16 protein-coding genes are annotated in these 15,871 nt (G+C 67.6%); 10 read left to right on the forward strand and 6 right to left on the reverse strand.

What is annotated here, in order from left to right:
- The first annotated feature begins 114 nt into the window (after positions 1 to 114).
- The 5 genes from AB4Z16_RS22765 (at position 115) to lhpI (ending at position 4,109) form a co-directional block, all read left to right on the forward strand.
- Positions 115 to 1,428: an Hsp70 family protein gene (locus tag AB4Z16_RS22765; protein WP_441513600.1), complete on the forward strand. Its 1,314-nt coding sequence runs from the start codon at positions 115 to 117 to the stop codon at positions 1,426 to 1,428.
- A 73-nt stretch (positions 1,429 to 1,501) separates the two neighbouring features.
- Positions 1,502 to 2,473 carry a signal peptide peptidase SppA gene (gene sppA, locus AB4Z16_RS22770; RefSeq protein WP_441513601.1) on the forward strand — a complete coding sequence of 324 codons (972 nt, stop codon included), beginning with the start codon at positions 1,502 to 1,504 and terminating at the stop codon, positions 2,471 to 2,473.
- Between the two features lie 28 nt (positions 2,474 to 2,501).
- Complete coding sequence (gene ihfB, locus AB4Z16_RS22775) at positions 2,502 to 2,786, forward strand: integration host factor subunit beta (RefSeq protein ID WP_441513707.1); 285 nt, start codon at positions 2,502 to 2,504, stop codon at positions 2,784 to 2,786.
- Positions 2,787 to 2,823: 37 nt separating this feature from the next.
- Complete coding sequence (locus AB4Z16_RS22780; protein ID WP_441513602.1) at positions 2,824 to 3,162, forward strand: LapA family protein; 339 nt, start codon at positions 2,824 to 2,826, stop codon at positions 3,160 to 3,162.
- On the forward strand, positions 3,162 to 4,109 hold the full coding sequence (gene lhpI / locus AB4Z16_RS22785; protein ID WP_441513603.1) for a bifunctional Delta(1)-pyrroline-2-carboxylate/Delta(1)-piperideine-2-carboxylate reductase: 948 nt from the start codon (positions 3,162 to 3,164) through the stop codon (positions 4,107 to 4,109). Before AB4Z16_RS22780 ends, lhpI begins: the two co-directional genes overlap by 1 nt.
- Positions 4,110 to 4,148: 39 nt before the next feature.
- On the opposite strand, the gene AB4Z16_RS22790 is transcribed toward lhpI, so the two are convergent.
- Entirely contained in the window at positions 4,149 to 4,319 is a 171-nt protein-coding gene (locus tag AB4Z16_RS22790) for a DUF3309 family protein (RefSeq protein WP_441513604.1), read from the reverse strand.
- Positions 4,320 to 4,802: 483 nt separating this feature from the next.
- Here AB4Z16_RS22790 and mepA point away from each other — a divergent pair, with 483 nt between their 5' ends.
- Positions 4,803 to 5,741 carry a penicillin-insensitive murein endopeptidase gene (mepA, locus tag AB4Z16_RS22795; RefSeq protein WP_441513605.1) on the forward strand — a complete coding sequence of 313 codons (939 nt, stop codon included), beginning with the start codon at positions 4,803 to 4,805 and terminating at the stop codon, positions 5,739 to 5,741.
- Between the two features lie 8 nt (positions 5,742 to 5,749).
- Here the strand turns inward: mepA and AB4Z16_RS22800 are convergent, their stop codons facing one another.
- Together AB4Z16_RS22800 and AB4Z16_RS22805 are read right to left on the reverse strand one after the other, a co-directional pair.
- Complete coding sequence (locus AB4Z16_RS22800) at positions 5,750 to 6,895, reverse strand: extensin-like domain-containing protein (RefSeq protein WP_441513606.1); 1,146 nt, start codon at positions 6,893 to 6,895, stop codon at positions 5,750 to 5,752.
- A 590-nt stretch (positions 6,896 to 7,485) separates the two neighbouring features.
- Positions 7,486 to 7,785, reverse strand: a complete 300-nt coding sequence (locus tag AB4Z16_RS22805) for a hypothetical protein (protein ID WP_441513607.1) — start codon at positions 7,783 to 7,785, stop codon at positions 7,486 to 7,488.
- A 186-nt stretch (positions 7,786 to 7,971) separates the two neighbouring features.
- On the opposite strand from AB4Z16_RS22805, the gene AB4Z16_RS22810 reads away from it, so the two are divergent.
- From AB4Z16_RS22810 to AB4Z16_RS22820, 3 genes are all read left to right on the forward strand, one after another.
- The gene (locus AB4Z16_RS22810; protein WP_441513608.1) at positions 7,972 to 8,955 is read left to right on the forward strand and encodes a Tim44 domain-containing protein; all 984 of its coding nucleotides are present in this window, start codon (positions 7,972 to 7,974) and stop codon (positions 8,953 to 8,955) included.
- Positions 8,956 to 9,117: 162 nt separating this feature from the next.
- The gene (gene dapB / locus AB4Z16_RS22815) at positions 9,118 to 9,924 is read left to right on the forward strand and encodes a 4-hydroxy-tetrahydrodipicolinate reductase (protein WP_441513708.1); all 807 of its coding nucleotides are present in this window, start codon (positions 9,118 to 9,120) and stop codon (positions 9,922 to 9,924) included.
- A 2-nt stretch (positions 9,925 to 9,926) separates the two neighbouring features.
- Entirely contained in the window at positions 9,927 to 10,544 is a 618-nt protein-coding gene (locus AB4Z16_RS22820) for an alpha-ketoglutarate-dependent dioxygenase AlkB family protein (protein ID WP_441513609.1), read from the forward strand.
- A gap of 63 nt (positions 10,545 to 10,607) precedes the next feature.
- Here AB4Z16_RS22820 and AB4Z16_RS22825 read toward each other — a convergent pair whose 3' ends face one another.
- The 3 genes from AB4Z16_RS22825 to AB4Z16_RS22835 all read right to left on the reverse strand — a co-directional run bounded on the left by AB4Z16_RS22825 (position 10,608) and on the right by AB4Z16_RS22835 (position 14,709).
- Positions 10,608 to 11,222: a trimeric intracellular cation channel family protein gene (locus tag AB4Z16_RS22825; protein WP_441513610.1), complete on the reverse strand. Its 615-nt coding sequence runs from the start codon at positions 11,220 to 11,222 to the stop codon at positions 10,608 to 10,610.
- Positions 11,223 to 11,226: 4 nt separating this feature from the next.
- On the reverse strand, positions 11,227 to 11,826 hold the full coding sequence (grpE, locus tag AB4Z16_RS22830) for a nucleotide exchange factor GrpE (RefSeq protein ID WP_441513611.1): 600 nt from the start codon (positions 11,824 to 11,826) through the stop codon (positions 11,227 to 11,229).
- Between the two features lie 114 nt (positions 11,827 to 11,940).
- Positions 11,941 to 14,709, reverse strand: a complete 2,769-nt coding sequence (locus AB4Z16_RS22835; RefSeq protein WP_441513709.1) for a [protein-PII] uridylyltransferase — start codon at positions 14,707 to 14,709, stop codon at positions 11,941 to 11,943.
- 421 nt (positions 14,710 to 15,130) lie between these two features.
- Here AB4Z16_RS22835 and AB4Z16_RS22840 point away from each other — a divergent pair, with 421 nt between their 5' ends.
- Complete coding sequence (locus AB4Z16_RS22840) at positions 15,131 to 15,844, forward strand: ATP-binding cassette domain-containing protein (RefSeq protein WP_441513612.1); 714 nt, start codon at positions 15,131 to 15,133, stop codon at positions 15,842 to 15,844.
- Positions 15,845 to 15,871 lie beyond the last annotated feature (27 nt).

Consider the following 15,871-nt stretch of genomic DNA (forward strand, 5'->3'; position numbering starts at 1 on the left):
GCGCGGGCTTTTGTTTCGGTCCTGCCCGTCATTCTCGGGCGGAGCGAAGCGCAGACCCGAGAATCTCGTGACCAGAGTCCGCTGGTTTCCGAGATGGTCGGGTCAAGCCCGACCATGACGCAACACGAGGAACTCGCCATGCCCCCCGCCGCCATCGGCATCGACTTCGGCACCACCAACAGCGTCGTCGCGCTGGCGGGAGCGGACGGCTCGGTCATGACGCGCTCCTTCGCCACCAAGCAGGGCGCGGTCGACGCTTACCGCTCGGCGCTGATGTTCTGGCGCGAGGGCCGTCCCCCTGAGACCCGCATCACCCATGTCAGCGGCCCCGATGCGCTCGACATGGCCCTGGGCATGACGACCGAGCATCGCTTCCTGCAGTCGCTCAAGACCCATCTTTCGAGCCGCGCCTTTCAGGAGACGCGGCTGTTCGGCAAGCTCTTCCGGCTGGAGGATCTGATCGGCGTCTTCCTGTCCGACCTGACGACGGACCTGCCCGGCCATGACGAATTGCCGCTGGTTTCCGGCCGCCCGGTCGTCTTCGCCGGCGAGCGCCCCGACGAGGAACTGGCGGTCGGCCGCCTGAAGGCCTCCTACGGCAAGGCCGGCATGGAGCAGGTCGATTTCGCCTATGAGCCGCTCGGCGCCGCCTATTGGTACGCCCGTGACCTCAAGACGCCGCAGACCATGCTGGTCGCGGATTTCGGCGGCGGCACCAGCGACTTCTCGGTGATGCGCTTCGAGCCCGGCCGCAATGGCGGTCTGGAGGCGATCCCGCTCTCCCACGCCGGCGTCGGCGTCGCCGGCGATACCTTCGACTACCGCATCATCGAGCATGCGGTCTCGCCGGCGCTGGGCAAGGGCACGGAGTACCGCTCCTTCGACAAGCTCCTGCCGGTGCCCGCGCATTACCACGCCGCCTTCGCGCAATGGCACAAGCTCTCGCTGATGAAGAGCCGCGAGACCATGGCCGAGCTCAACGCCCTGATCCGCGAGGCGGTCGAGCCGGCCAAGCTCGAGGACCTGCTGACGGTGATCGAATACGATCTCGGCTACGAGCTCTACCGCGCTGTCTCCGCAACCAAGGTCGCGCTTTCCGACAACGAGATGACGACGCTGAGCTTCAGCCAGATGGGCGTCGTCATCGAGAAGGCGATCCGCCGGACCGATTTCGAGCGCTGGATCGCCGAGGATGTCGGTGCGATCGAAGCTGCGCTTGACCGCGCGCTGGCCGAGGCAGGGCTTGGCGGAGATCGGATCGAGGCGGTCTTCATGACCGGCGGCACCTCCTATGTCCCGGCGGTGCGCCGCCTGTTCGATCGCCGCTTCGGCGCCGGGAAAGTCCATATCGGCGATGCCTTCCGCTCGGTCGCGAGCGGCCTCGCATTGCTGGCGCTCGACCGGGCGCGCGCCTCGGTCGCGGCCTAAAGGCCAAGCTCGCGCCTTGCCTGCCCGGCATGGCGGGTCTACATCACGGACCCACAGCCGCCAGGAGTGCCCGATGTCGTCCGACGCAGATCTGCTCGCAGATCGCCGCAGCCTGCGGCGCAAGCTGACGCTTTGGCGCGTGCTCGCCGTGCTCGGCGTGATCGTCGCCGCGGTGGTCGGCGGCCTCGCCTGGAGGGGCGATAGCCCTGCGAGTCTGTCGAGCGCGCATATCGCGCGCATCACCGTCTCCGGCTTCATCTCCGGCGATCGCCGCACGCTCGATCTGATCAAGTCTGTCGAGGACAGCAGCGCCGTCTCCGCCGTCGTGCTCAGGGTCGACAGCCCCGGCGGCACCACCTCCGGCTCGGAGGCATTACATACGGCGCTGCGCCAGCTTGCGGCCAAGAAGCCGATGATCGCCGTGGTCGATGGCGTCGCTGCGTCGGGTGGCTATATCGCCGCCATGGGTGCCGACCGCATCGTCGCACGCCAGACCTCGCTCGTCGGCTCGATCGGCGTCCTCTTCCAGTTCCCCAATGTCTCGCATCTGCTGGACACGGTCGGCGTCAAGGTCGAGTCGATCAAATCGAGCCCGCTCAAGGCGGCGCCGAGCGGCTTCGAGCCGACCTCTCCGGAGGCGCGCGAGGCGCTCCAGCGCGTCGTCGACGACAATTACGCCTGGTTCAAGCAGATGGTCCGCGACCGCCGCCACCTCGCCGATGCCGAATTGGCGACCGTCTCGGATGGACGGGTCCATTCTGGCCGTCAGGCGCTGGGGCTGAAGCTGGTCGACCAGATCGGCGGTGAGGCCGAAGCGATCACATGGCTCGAGCGCGAAAAGGGCGTCGCCAAGGATCTCAAGGTGCGGGACTGGCGTCGCCGCAGCGAATCCTCGTCCTTTGGGCTCTGGAGCCTGGCCGAGGCGATGGCACGTGGTGCGGGGCTGGAGGCTCTGGCGGCGACGATTGCACGGGCAGCCGACCAGCCGGTCGGCTTGCGGCTTGACGCGCCCTTGGCGCTCTGGCAGCCTGCCGCTGAAAAGTGATGTTGATACAAATGGTTATACTCCGGCGATGATTAAGTCTGAACTCGTTCAGCGGATTGCTGATCAGAACACCCACCTTTATCAGCGCGACATCGAGAACATCGTCTCGGCCATCCTGGACGAGGTTGTGAAGGCTCTCGCACGTGGCGACAGGGTGGAGTTGCGTGGCTTCGGCGCTTTTTCGCGCAAGGCGCGCTCCGCCCGCGTCGGCCGCAACCCCCGCACGGGCGATGCGGTGGAGGTCGAGGAGAAGTTCGTCCCCGTCTTCAAGACGGGCAAGGAGCTGCGGCTGCGCCTCAACGGCAAAGATTGAGCCTTAGGCCGGCCGTTCCTGTCGCACGGAGATCGCGATGAAAGCCTTCCTCAAGGCATTGGTGCTCGTTCCGGTCGCGCTGCTGATCGTGCTGTTTTCGGTGGCGAACCGTGCCCCGGTGCGGGTTTCGCTCGACCCCTTCAGCCGTGACCTGCCGGCGCTTTCCTATGAGCTGCCGCTCTTTGCCGTGGTGCTGGCGGCGATCGCCGTCGGCGTCCTCGTCGGCGGACTGGCGTCCTGGATTGCCCAGCGCAAGCACCGCAAGGCCGCGCGCCGCAACCGGCGCGAGGTCGAGGCCCTGCGCTCCGAGACGCAGGCCCTGCGCTCCGCCGTTCCCGATTCTGCCCTGCCGGCCCTGACCAGCGGACGTAATTGATGCGCCTTTTCGATGCGGCCGAGATCGACGCGGCCCTGAGCTATCCCGCACTGATCGACATTCTCGACGATGCCTTCCGCAGCGAGGTCATTGCGCCCAAGCGTGGCCAGTACGCGATCGAGCGGCCGGAAGAAGAGAATGCCATCCTGCTGACCATGCCGGCCTGGAGCGGGCCGGAGGTCGACAAGCCCTATATCGGCACGAAGATCGTCTCGGTCTTCTTCGGCAACGGCCGCCGCAACCTGCCGGGCGTGATGGGCGCCTATCTGCTGATGAACGGCGAAACCGGCGCGCCGCTTGCGGTGATGGACGGCAACCGCCTGACGACCTGGCGTACCGCCGCGGCCTCGGCCCTGGCTTCGCGCTATATGTCCAATCCGGAAGCCAGCCGCATGCTGATGGTCGGCGCCGGCGCGCTTTCGCCCTTCATCGTCAAGGCGCATCGCGCGGTCCGGCCCCTTACGGAGATCGCGATCTGGGCGCGCCGCCCTGAAGCCGCCGAGGCTGTCGTCGCCGAGCTGGCGAAGGACGGCATCGAGGCCCGCGCCACCGCCGACCTTGAAGGCGAGGCCCGCATGGCGGACATTATCTCCTGCGCCACCAACGCGACCGAACCGCTGATCCATGGCCATTGGCTGAAGCGCGAGGCGCATCTCGACCTCATCGGCGGCTTCACCATGCAGATGCGCGAGGCCGATGCGGACGCGCTGCATCGCGCGCGCGTCATCGTCGATTCCAGCAAGGCGATCGACGAGGGCGGTGATGTCGCCGTGGCGATTGCCGAGGGCAGCTACAGCGCCGACAAAGTCGCCGGCACCCTCGCCGATCTCTGCCATGGGCGGATCGCCGGCCAGATCGAGGGTGGCGGCATCACGTTGTTCAAATCGGTCGGCGTCGCGCTGGAGGATCTGGCCGCTGCCGTCGCCGTCTGGGACAACCGCGCCTGACGCCTGGGTCGTCGCGTTCCCTGCCGAACACAGGCGTACCTACGCTATCGGCGCACCGCCAATGGCTCCGAGCAGCCACAGGATCAGCACGATGACGAGCACGAGGCCGAGCACGCCGCCGAGGCCGGCGGTGCCGTAGCTGCGGTGGCCATAATACCCGCCGCCGCCGAGCAGCAGGATGACGAGCAGGACGATCAGAAGGGTGGACATGGCAATCTCCCGTAAATCGGCGCCCCTGCGGGGCGCGGTCTAGCGGGAAACGCTGTCCGGAAACCGCCGGTTCCGAAGAGATGCCCCAGGGATTATTCGGCCTTGATGCCGGCATCCCGGATCAGGCCGCCCCATTTTCTTCATTTCGGATTGCGGGGAGCTGGCCGTTTCCGCCTGGCTCCGGTCGGCGCGTTCGGGGAGCAGATCCATCTTCGACCTGGCGGCGGGGTCGGCGATCGCAGATTGGTGTCAGCCTGGATCGTCGCAATGATCGACGGCGGCGTCTTCGCTGGGCGAACAGCGCGAGCCAGGAGAATGCGTCGAAGCCCGGCACCGTCTCCGCGTCGGGCGTAAATTCCGGCGCGGTCGGCGCGCGCCTGAGAGCGTGCTCTGCGCCGCGTTGCCCCAAGGCTGCAATCCGTCGCGCCGCTTGTCCAGCTATCGTGCTTGACCGCCGTCGAAGGTCGCGGCGATTCTGCAGCCATGCACAACACCTCCCGAATCGCTGCCCTGCTTGCGTCGTTGGTTCTCCTGCCGGCCGCCAGCCTTGCACAGTCGACCGCCGATCAGGAGGCGAAGACGCGGGCCGCCAACATCGCCGCCTATCCTGACGCTGCTCGCGCGCTCTTCGGCCAGAAGACCACGCCGGCCAGCATGCAGGCGCGCGCCATTGGCTCCTATGCCCGCGGCTGCCTCGCGGGCGCCGAATCTTTGCCGGTCGATGGGCCGAGCTGGCAGGTGATGCGGCTCAACCGCAACCGCAACTGGGGCCATCCGGTCCTGATCGATTATCTCGAAAAGCTCGCCCGCGACGTGCCTCGCATCGCCGGCTGGCCGGGCCTTCTCGTCGGCGATATGTCACAGCCGCGCGGTGGTCCGATGCTCACCGGCCATGCCTCGCACCAGATCGGGCTCGATGCCGATGTCTGGCTGACGCCGATGCCGAAGGGCCGGCTCGATCGGGAGGAGCGCGAGAACATGCCGGCGGTCAACATGGCCCGTTCCGACTGGCGCGACGTCGATCCGCGCAACTGGACCCCGGCGCATACCCGCCTGATCAAAGCCGTTGCGGCCGAGCCCCGGGTCGAGCGCATCTTCGTCAATCCGGCGCTCAAGGTCGCGCTTTGCCGCGAGGCTGGAGCCGACAAAACATGGCTCGAGAAGGTCCGGCCGATCTGGGGCCACAACTATCACTTCCACATCCGCATGGCCTGCCCGGCCGGCATGGCGAGTTGCCAGGGGCAGGAGCCGCCGAATTTCGGCGATGGCTGCGGGGCGGAGCTGAGCGGCTGGGTCGAGCGCCAGCGCCAGGCGATCTTCAACCCGCCCAAGCCCAAGCCGGGTCCGAAACCCAAACCCAAGCCGCCCATGTCGCTCGATGCCCTGCCGCCGGAGTGCCGGCAGGTGCTCGTCTCGCCCTAGGTCTGGCCTCAGCGCCTCGCCGTGGTGCGCCCGGAGCTGTAGGCGAAGGGGTCGCGCTCGGGGCTGATCGGCAGAGCCTCCTCGGAGCCCTGCTGGTCGACGACGCCCCCGCCGCCGCCATCGCCGAGAACGGCCTCCTCCTCCGAGGGCTCGACCGCACCGGGCAGCGTGAGCGGCCCGCGCGCCTCGCTCGGTAAGGGCTGGGGCTGAAAGCGCCCTTGCCGCTGCCGCGCGTCGTATTGGTCCAGGAAGCGCTGCTGTGCGTCGAGGCTGTGGTCCTGGCCCCGCCCGTTGTTCGCGACCGGGTAGCCACCCTGCACGGCTCCGGGCGGCCGCAGGCCGTCGCTCGGCTGGCGCAGCAGAGGCCCGGCGGCATAGGCAGTGGCGGCCGGTGCGTTGCCGCGCTGAGACGCCGGAGCGTTCTGCGCCGAGGAGTAGGGCCTGGCCGGGTCCGGCGGCGGCAGGTTGTAGTTCGGGGTGTACTTGATGATCGGCTTGCAGATGTGCCGGCCCTTGGCGTGGCGGGCGAGGTCGATGTGGAGGTGGTCATAGTGCATCGGATCGGCGCCAGGGCCGAGTACCGTGCCGAAATAGGTGCAGGCGCCGACGAAGATCTCGCGCAGGAAGTTCTGTTCCTCGGGCGAGCCGCGCCAGCCATCCTTGACGGTGACGACGCGGCTGTCGTTCAGCCGGAAGGAGAAGACGTCGACGGCATTGCCATAGGCGTGCTCCGACGTGCGCGTCGTATAGGTTCCGTTGTTCATCGCGCGACAGGAATAGGAGCCGGCGCGGATCTCGATGACCTGCGCGCCGAGGATGTTCATGGCGGCGGGCTGCACGATCTCGGCGAACCATTGGTCGGTGGTCGCCACGACAGGGCAGGCGAGCAGGGCAGGGCTCGTCAGGCTGACGCTGCCGCTCTGCAGGGCCGTCACCTTCAGCGGCTGTTGCATGCCGCAGATTCCGGGGCCGTCGATCGCCTTGCCACGCAGGCTGACATAGCTCGAAATCTGCACCTGGCCGGCGGCCATGCAGGTTGCTTCCGCCTGGTCGCGCCAGGGAGCGCGCTGCGGCTTCTGGAATTTGCCGCAGCCGGCCAGGCCGGCTGCGGCGGCCAGTCCCAGTGCGATGAGGGCGAGTTTTGCGCGTCGCATGACCTATCAAATGCGAAGCGTTTGGTGAACGGTTTCTCAACCGGCTGCGCCCCGGCCGCCACAGCCCGATTAACTTTGGCGGGGTGGTGAATCGGTCCTTAATTCGGGCTGCGCGCGCGTTAACTATGGGCTCCCTGTGCCGCCCGGCCGAGGTTCTCAGTTGCCGTGAAGATCAGCCGGCTAGGCCCGGTGGACAAACGTGGCGCCGGCAAGGCGAGGGGCATGGCAAGACGTTTCCGTGACGTTTTGTCTTGCGAAATATCCCCAAATCTAATCAACGCTTTAAGTAAGTTTTAAGGGTGATCTAGCCTCCGCCGTCGCGCGGCCACGGTCTCGCCCCCTTGCGGCCCCCGTCAGTTCTGCTAGCTTCCGCGACAGGTCAATGACAGGAGGAGGGTGTGATGAGTATCACGCTACGTCTCGACCGATGGATCATGGGTGCGGCCTTCGTGTTCATGATGGCGATCGTTCTGGGAGCGTTCTGACGAGGTCAGTCTCGAAGTCGCTAGGACCACAAGAGCCATGAGAAGCGACGCCGCCGGGAAATCCCGGCGGCGTTTTTGTTTCGATGCCGCTGTCCCGCCCGCGCGTCAGCTTTCGGGGCAGGGGGTCTCGGTGATCTGCCAGGACATCATGTTGACCACCCTTCCGCAGGTCGCCAGCCGGCTGCCCTGGGTCGTCCGAATGCAGGAGTTCGATCCTTCCGCGATCTTGCGGCCGTTGTTCCAGCAGAAGCAGAGCGGTTCCGGCGCCTGCGCGAGGCGTGGCGGATCGAGCGCTATGGCCGGCTCGGCGGCGGCGGCCGCCTCGCTGATCAGAAGCAGCACAGCGAGGGCGAGCAGCCAGCTCAACGCCCTGTGTCGGTGAGGCCTCGGTCCGGATCCGGTCATGGCACTCTCCCTGCTTGGCGGGATGGCGCTGGAGTTTACCACGCAGGCCCGATCACGACGAATAATTATGCACTGATTTGAAAGAGTAAGAGATTTCAGTCTGTTAGCCGGGCGAGGGCTTGCGTGGATCGCGATCGCTCTCCATATTCGGAGCCGGTGGGCCCATGGAGGGCTCCGGGAGGAACAATGTCTCTGATTTCGCTCGCCCGTCGTGGACGTGCCGTCGCCCTGGTAGTCGGGGCCCTGATGCTCGTGCCGCTCGTTGCCGAAGCCCGTCCGGGCGGCGGCCGCAGTTCGGGCGGCCGGGGGTCGTTCACCAACAGCGCGCCGCCTGCGACGAATACGACGCCGGGTGGCGCCCAGCCGTTCCAGCGTACCGCTCCTCCGTCCTCGCCGGCGTCGCCCTCTATGGCTGGCCCCTCTGCCGGTGCGGCTGCGGCGCAGGCCGCCCGTCCGTCCTTCGCCCGCAACATGATGATGGGCATCGGCGCCGGCCTGCTCGGCGCCGGCCTGTTCGGCCTGCTCTCCGGCTCCGGCTTCTTCGGCGGTCTGGCCTCGCTGGCCGGCATGCTCGGCTTCCTGCTGCAGATCGCGCTGGTCGCCGGCATCATCATGCTCGCCATCCGCTTCTTCCGTCGCCGCTCCGAGCCGCAGCTCGCCGGCGCGGGCGCGCCCTATGCCCGTCAGGGCTATGATGCGCCCCAGCCTGCCGCGGCCCGCATGGGCGGCTTCGGCGGAGGCGCTGCCGCGGCGCAGCCCCAGCCGATCGAACTTACCGGCGAGGACTTCAACAGCTTCGAGCGTCTGCTCGGGGAGATCAACACCGCCTATTCGAACGAAGATGAGGCTGGCCTGCGCCAGCGCACCACGCCGGAAATGTTCGGCTATTTCGACGAAGACCTGACGGCGAATGCCCGCCGCGGCGTCGCCGACCGCGTCTCCGACGTCAAGCTGCTGCAGGGCGACCTGTCGCAGGCCTGGCACGAGGGCGATGCCGACTATGCCACCGTCGCGATGCGCTTCAGCCTGGTCAACGCGCTCTACGATCGCAAGAGCGGCCAGGTCGTCGAGGGCAACCCGGCGCAGACCCAGGAGGTCAAGGAATACTGGACCTTCCTGCGCGAGCGTGGCGGCGCGTGGAAGCTCTCGGGCATCCAGCAGGCGGCCTGATCCGCTATCGCGCGAGAAACCAGAGCGGCCGGGGCAACCCGGCCGTTTTGCTTTGCGCGGCTTTCGGGTGTTGCGCTGGCGGAGGTCGGCTTATTGCGATACTGGCCAAGTCATGGCGTCTTTGCCGTCGAAGGAGCCCGGAGCCTGCCTGCCATGAGTGACATGCGTCTCGTTGTCGTCGGAGCCGCCGGGCGCATGGGGCGGATGTTGATCCGTACCATCGCGCAGGCCGAAGGCTGCCGGCTGGTGGCGGCCATCGAGCGGCCGGGCTCCGCTGCCCTTGGAACGGATGCGGGCGTGCTCGCCGGTCTGCCTCCGCTCGGCATTGCCGTGACGAGCGATGCCGCCGCCGCCTTCGCCGCTGCGGATGGCGTGCTCGATTTCACAGCGCCGGAAGCGACAATGGCCTTCGCCGATCTCGCTGCCGAGGCCGGCATCCTGCATGTCGTCGGCACGACCGGGCTGGAGCCTGCGCATCTTGCCCGGCTGGCCGATGTCGCGCGCCGCACCCCGATCATCCGCTCCGGCAATATGAGCCTCGGCGTCAACCTGCTGGCGGCGCTGGTGCGCAAGGTCGCGGCGACCCTGGGCACGGACTGGGACATCGAGATCCTCGAGATGCATCACCGCATGAAGGTCGATGCGCCCTCAGGTACGGCGGTGCTCCTTGGCGAGGCGGCCGCGGAAGGCCGCGCCGTCGATCTGGCGCAGCATCGCGTCGCCGTGCGCGACGGCATCACCGGCGCACGCGAGCCCGGCACGATCGGCTTTGCCGCCCTGCGCGGCGGCACGGTGGTCGGCGATCACAAGGTGATCTTCGCCGGCGCGGGCGAGCGGCTCGAACTTGCCCATGTCGCCGAGGATCGCAGCCTGTTCGCACAGGGGGCGGTCAAGGCCGCGCTCTGGGGGCGAGGGAGGGCGCCCGGTCTCTACTCCATGGCCGACGTGCTCGGCCTCGATACGCTCTGACCATGACCCGCCTCGTCGTAGCGCCGGGCGTCGTCCATTGGCCGGACAAGCTCGCGCCGGTGGAGCAGGCGGCGCTGCTGGCGGAGCTGCGCGCGGTAGCCCGCAAGGCACCGTTCTTCCAGCCGCGCATGCCGAAGACGGGCAAACCCTTCTCGGTGCGGATGACCAATTGCGGCCCGCTCGGCTGGGTTTCCGACAGCAGCGGCTATCGCTATCAGCCGGAACACCCGGAGACCGGTGAGCCCTGGCCGATCATGCCGGCGCCTTTGCTGGATCTGTGGAGCGAACTCTCCGGCTATCCTCATCCGCCGGAGGCCTGTCTCGTCAATTTCTATGCGAGCAACGCGAAGATGGGGCTGCATCAGGATCGCGACGAGCAGGAGTTCGATGCCCCGGTCCTCTCGGTCTCGCTCGGCGACGCCGCGATCTTTCGCATCGGCGGCACGGAGCGCGGCGGCAAGACCACCTCGCTCAAGCTGTCCTCCGGGGATGTGCTGCTCTTCGGCGGCGAGGCGCGGCTCGCCTATCACGGCATCGACCGCATCCTCTCCGGCTCCTCGACGCTTCTGCCGGAAGGCGGGCGGATCAATCTGACGCTCAGGCGCGTGACGAAGCCCTGACCCGGAGCGTTTCGCGTGAGGCGGATGCCGGGACGTGCGAAGAAAACACGATAAAACAAAGGCCTAGAGTTTTCCGGGCAGGCCCGGGAATGCCCAGCCCCACAGCAGCGAACCGGCCCTGAGCCCGAATCCGGCTGTCAGGCCGCCCAGCATGACGACCGCGGTCGGAACGCCGAGCCCCACCAGCAGGGCAGTGACGGCCGCTCCGGCTGTCGCCGCGGTGACATAGAAATCGCGGCTCCAGAGCACCATCGGCCTGTCGCCGGCCAGAATGTCGCGCAGGATGCCGCCGAAACTGGCGGTCATGGCCCCGAGCGCCACGGCTGACAGGACCGGCGCGCCGGCCGAAAGTCCCTTGAAGGTGCCGATGACGGCGAAAAGGGAAAGCCCGGCCGCGTCGGCCCAGATCAGCACCTTGCGGCCGGCCCAGCCCTCGAGGAGCCCGGGCCGGAAATAGGCCGTCGTCCAGGCGCTGAGCGCCACCACGACGCAGACCGCGACATCGGACGGGTCGTTCACCCAGAACGCGCTGTTCCCGAGCAGGACGTCCCGCAACGTGCCGCCGCCGGCGCCGGTCACGGTCGCCAGCAGGATGAAGCCGAAGGGGTCCATCCCCTTGCGGGCCGCGACGATCGCGCCGGTCAGCGCGAAGATGGCGACGCCGGCAGCCTCGAACACGGCGTCAGTGCTTGGGTGCGTCGCCGGCCGGCGGTTCCGCAGCCTTCGGCGCGCCGGCCGAGACGCCGACCAGCGCCGGGCGCAGGACGCGCTCGCCGATCTTGTAGCCGACCTGCACCACCTTCGAGACGAGGCCCTTGGCGATCGCGGCGTCGGGCGCCTCGAACATAGCCTGGTGCAGGTGCGGGTCGAACTTCTCGCCCTGCGGGTCGATACGGCGCACGCCGTGACGTTCCAGCGTTTTCAGCAACTCGCGCTCGGTCAGCTCGACGCCTTCATGCAGTGCCTTGGTGGCGGCGTCGGCCGTCGTCAGGGCTCCCTCCGGCATGCTTTCCAGGGCGCGCCGCAGATTGTCCGAGGAGCCGAGCATGTCGCGCGCGAAGCTCGTCACCGCATAGGCCTTCGCATCGGCGATCTCGCGCTCGGTGCGGCGGCGCAGATTCTCCATCTCGGCCAGGGTGCGCAGCAGCTTGTCCTTGAGGTCGTCGCGCTCGGCCTGGAGCTTCGCGACCAGGGCTTCGGTGCCCTCGGTGGCCGCGGCCTGCTCGGGGGCATCGGCCGCGGCTTCGAGATTGGGGTCTTGCGTCGCAGGGTTCTGCGTCATTGTGTCTTCAGGTCCCTTTGTCTGGCTGGCTGCGCCGCTCCTTGCCGAGCCGGGGCCGGTCACGTCGGGGCGCTGCCGCGTTCGTGCCGGATATCGGCCTTATAGCCCGTTAAATCAAGCGCGAGCTGGCATTTTGACCTTGGTGGGTGCCGGCTTCTCGGCCTCGAGCGTGAAGACGTCGAGCAGCGCCTTGCGGATCGAGAGCTGCCGTCCTGTCGAGACGATCTTTGCATGGGTCAGGTCGGTGACGTAGAACACGTCGACCGCCTTCTCGCCGAAGGTCGCGATATGGGCCGAGGCGATATTAAGGTTGAGCTTTCCGATTGCGGTGGTGAGATCGTAGAGCAGCCCCGGTCGGTCGAGGCCGGAGACCTCCAGCACGGTGTGGCGCGTCGAGAGCACGTTGTCGATGATGACCTCGGGCTGCACCTGGAAGGTCTGGCCGCGGGGCGGCGGCGCCCGGCGCTGGGCCACCAGATCGGCGATCTTGATCTCGCCCTTCAGCGCCCGCTCGATCGCAGCCGCGATCCGCTCGGCGCGGCGCAGTTCGTCGTCATCGCGATCGAAGGCGCGCGAAACCGAGATGGTATCGAGCACGAGCCCGTCGCTGGTGGTGAAGATCTGGGCGTCGACGATGTTGCCGCCGGCCGCCGCGCAAGCCCCGGTGACGATGGCGAGCAGCCGCGGATGGTCGGGCGCGAGAACGGTAAGCTCGGTGACGCCGCGGAACTGGTCGGTCTCGACGATGGTCGCGGTGGTCCGCCCTGCCTGCTCGGCCTCGCGCAGGAAGCGGGCGTGCTTCTCCTGGCGGTCGGGATCGACCTTGATCCAGTAGGCCGGGTAATGGCGCGCAATATAGGCGTCGCGCTCCTCGCTGCTCCAATCCGCCAGGCGCTGGCGCAGCGCGTCCTGCTTCACGGTGACCCGTGCCTTGCGCTCGACGGCCGAATGGCCGCCGGCCAGCACGAGCTCGGTCTCGTAATAGAGCGTGCGCAGCAACTGGCCCTTCCAGCCGTTCCAGACGCCGGGGCCGACTGCCTTGATGTCCGCCACGGTGAGAACGAGCAACAGCTTCAGCCGCTCCAGGGTCTGCACCGTCGCCGCGAAGCTCTCGATCGTCTTGGGGTCGCCGAGGTCGCGGCTCTGCGCCACGGTCGACATGTCGAGATGGTGCTCGACGAGCCACGCCACCGTCTCGGTCTGGGCGCTGGTCAGGCCGAAGCGCGGGCCGAGCTTGCGCGCGATGCGGGCACCGGCAAGCGAATGGTCGTCCGGCCGCCCCTTGGCGATGTCGTGCAGGAACAGCGCGACATAAAGCGCGCGCCGGTTGGCGATGGTCGGCATGATCTCGTTGGCGAGCGGGTGCTCCGCCTCGAGCGCGCCGGCATCGATCTCGGCGAGAACGCCGATCGCCCGGATCAGATGCTCGTCCACCGTATAGTGGTGGTACATGTTGAACTGCATCATCGCCACGACGCGTCCGAAATCCGGGATGAAGCGGCCGAGCAGGCCGGATTCGTTCATGCGACGCAGCACAACCTCCGGCGAGCGCCGGGCGGTGAGGATTTCGAGGAAGATGCGGTTGGCTTCCGGGTCGTTGCGCAAGCCCGGCGTCACCAGCCTCAGCGATTGCGTCACCAGACGGCTTGCGCCGGGGTGGATCGCGAGATCCTCGCGGCTGGCGATTTCGTAGAGCCTGAGCAGATTGACCGGATCACGTTCGAAGGCGCTGTCGTCGATGACGTTGAGGCGCTGGCTCGTCAGTTTGAAGTCGCGATGGCCGAGGGAGCGTTCGCGCTTGCGCTTCGCCAGTGTGTCGAACAGCCGCGAGAGCGTCGCGCGCGGCTTCTGCTGGCGCGCTTCCAGCGCGGCGCAGACGATGGCGGTGAGGTCGCCGACATCCTTGGCGATCAGGAAGTAGGCCTTCATGAAGCGCTCGACGGGGGCTTGGCCGCTGCGGCCGACATAGCCGATGGCGGCGGCGACCTGGCGCTGCAGGTCGAAGGAGAGCCGCTCCTCGGCGCGCCCCGTGATGAAATGCAGCCAGCAGCGCACGCGCCAGAGGAATTCCTCCGACCGCTGGAACATCTGCAGCTCGTCCTCGTCGAAGAGCCCGGCCGCGACCAGCTCGCGCACGTCGTCGACGCGGTAGGAGTATTTGGCGATCCAGAACAGCGTGTTGAGATCCCGCAGCCCGCCCTTGCCGTCCTTGACGTTCGGCTCGACCAGATAGCGGGAGGCGCCGGCCCGTTGCACCCGCGTCTCGCGTTCGGCGAGCTTCGCCTCGGTAAAGGCGGCGGCCGTGCCCTCCACCACCTCGGCATTGAAGCGACGAGTCATCTCGTCGAACAGCGCCCGGTCGCCCACCAGGAAGCGCGCTTCCAGCAAGGCCGTGCGGATCGTCATGTCCGCCCGCGCTTCGCGCACGCAATCGTCGATCGAGCGTACGGAATGGCCGACCTTCAGCTTCAGGTCCCAGAGCGGGTAGAGCATGGATTCGACCACGCTCTCGCCCCAGGCCGTCTGCTTGTGCGGGAAGAGGAAGAGCAAATCCACGTCGGAGCCCGGCGCCAGCGTGCCGCGGCCATAGCCGCCGACGGCAACGACCGCGATCCGTTCCGATTGCGAGGGGTTGTCGGCCGGATAGAAATAAGAGGCCGCGGCCTTGTGCAGCCCGATGACGACGGCATCCATCACCGCCGAGAGCCGGTGCGCGCAGGCGAGGCCGCCGCGCGGACCCGTCAGGATTGCCTTGGCCGAAACCCGGCCGTCGTCGAGCAACTGCCGCAGCCCGGCCACGAGCAACTGCCGCTTCTCCGCCTTGTCCTTGCGCCGTGCCGCCTCGAACAGCTTCGCGATGCCCGCCTCCGGGTCGTGCAACATGTCGGAGAGGGCGAGCGTGGGCGTTGTGGAGGAGGCTGTCACGTGGGCACGGTTCCGTCGTCTGGGGCTGTTCTAGCACGCGTGGAAAGGGGACGAGAGGGTTAAAATCCACGGATGCTTCCTGGTGATTGGCCAATTGACGGTCGTGATTGTGTTGTTTGACAAGCAGAACGATCGGACCTGAAAGGCGGATGCGCGTCCTTGCGCGACGAGGCCCCGCATCAGGAAAAGGCGGCCGAAAATGCCGGCATGTGGCGGTGAGTATCGTTTGACAAAAAGGACAATCGGACCTTAGAAGAGGACACGCGCCGATTTGAGCCTCAGCTTGCGGGCGCGAAACAAATGCAGCTAAAGCGCGGGAACGACGGGACGGCCCGATGCCGTCTGCGCTCCTTCCGCCTTGTTATGGATGGAGCCAGCGATGTCGGCCGCTCTTCACGATTTCTCCCGCTCTCCCGAATACGCTCCGCCGCGCCCCAGGGCTGGCGAGGTCGTCGCCCTGCTCGGTGCGCCGGAGGTGCGTGGGGCGGCGCTGCGAGCATTCGCCGGTCTGCGGGGCGATGAGGAAGCGGCGATACCGACGACTGAGATCGGCCTGCTCTGCGCCCGGCCGCGCTTCTTTCCCTGGCTCGATCTGACCGAGAACCTGGCTTTTGTCCTCCCGAATGTGACGCCGTTCGAGCGCGAGGGCCTGATCGCCAATGTGCTGGTTCGCCTCCGCCTCTCCGGGCAGGCGAAGCAGCGGCCCGCTGCGCTCTCGCCCGAGGAGCTGCTTCGGCTCGCCATCGCCCGCCTCTTGCTGGTCAGACCGCGGCAGCTGCTGATCGACGAGCCCTTTGCGGCGCTCGATGCCGATGCGCGCGTTCGGCTCACCGCCTTCCTGCCGGAACTTTGTATGCAAGCGCGCCCCGCCGTCGTCATCGCCACGGGCTCCGTCGAGGAGGCCCTGCGCCTGGCCGATCGCATCCTCGTCCTGCCGCGGCAGCCGGGGCCGGTCGCTTTCAACCTCGACAATCTGCTGGCGCGTCCGCGCGAGGAGGGCTCCGTCGGCTTCGTCACCTTGCGTCGCGAATTGCGCCGGGCGCTCGAAAAGGAAAGCCAGCCCGCCGTGCCGCAGGTGGAGGCGGCGGCCTGAAGCGGCTACAAGCCGGCTGACCGGTTC

It is taken from the genome of Allobosea sp. TAF32, assembly GCF_052113585.1.
In the GTDB taxonomy this organism is placed as follows: Bacteria; Pseudomonadota; Alphaproteobacteria; order Rhizobiales; family Beijerinckiaceae; genus Allobosea.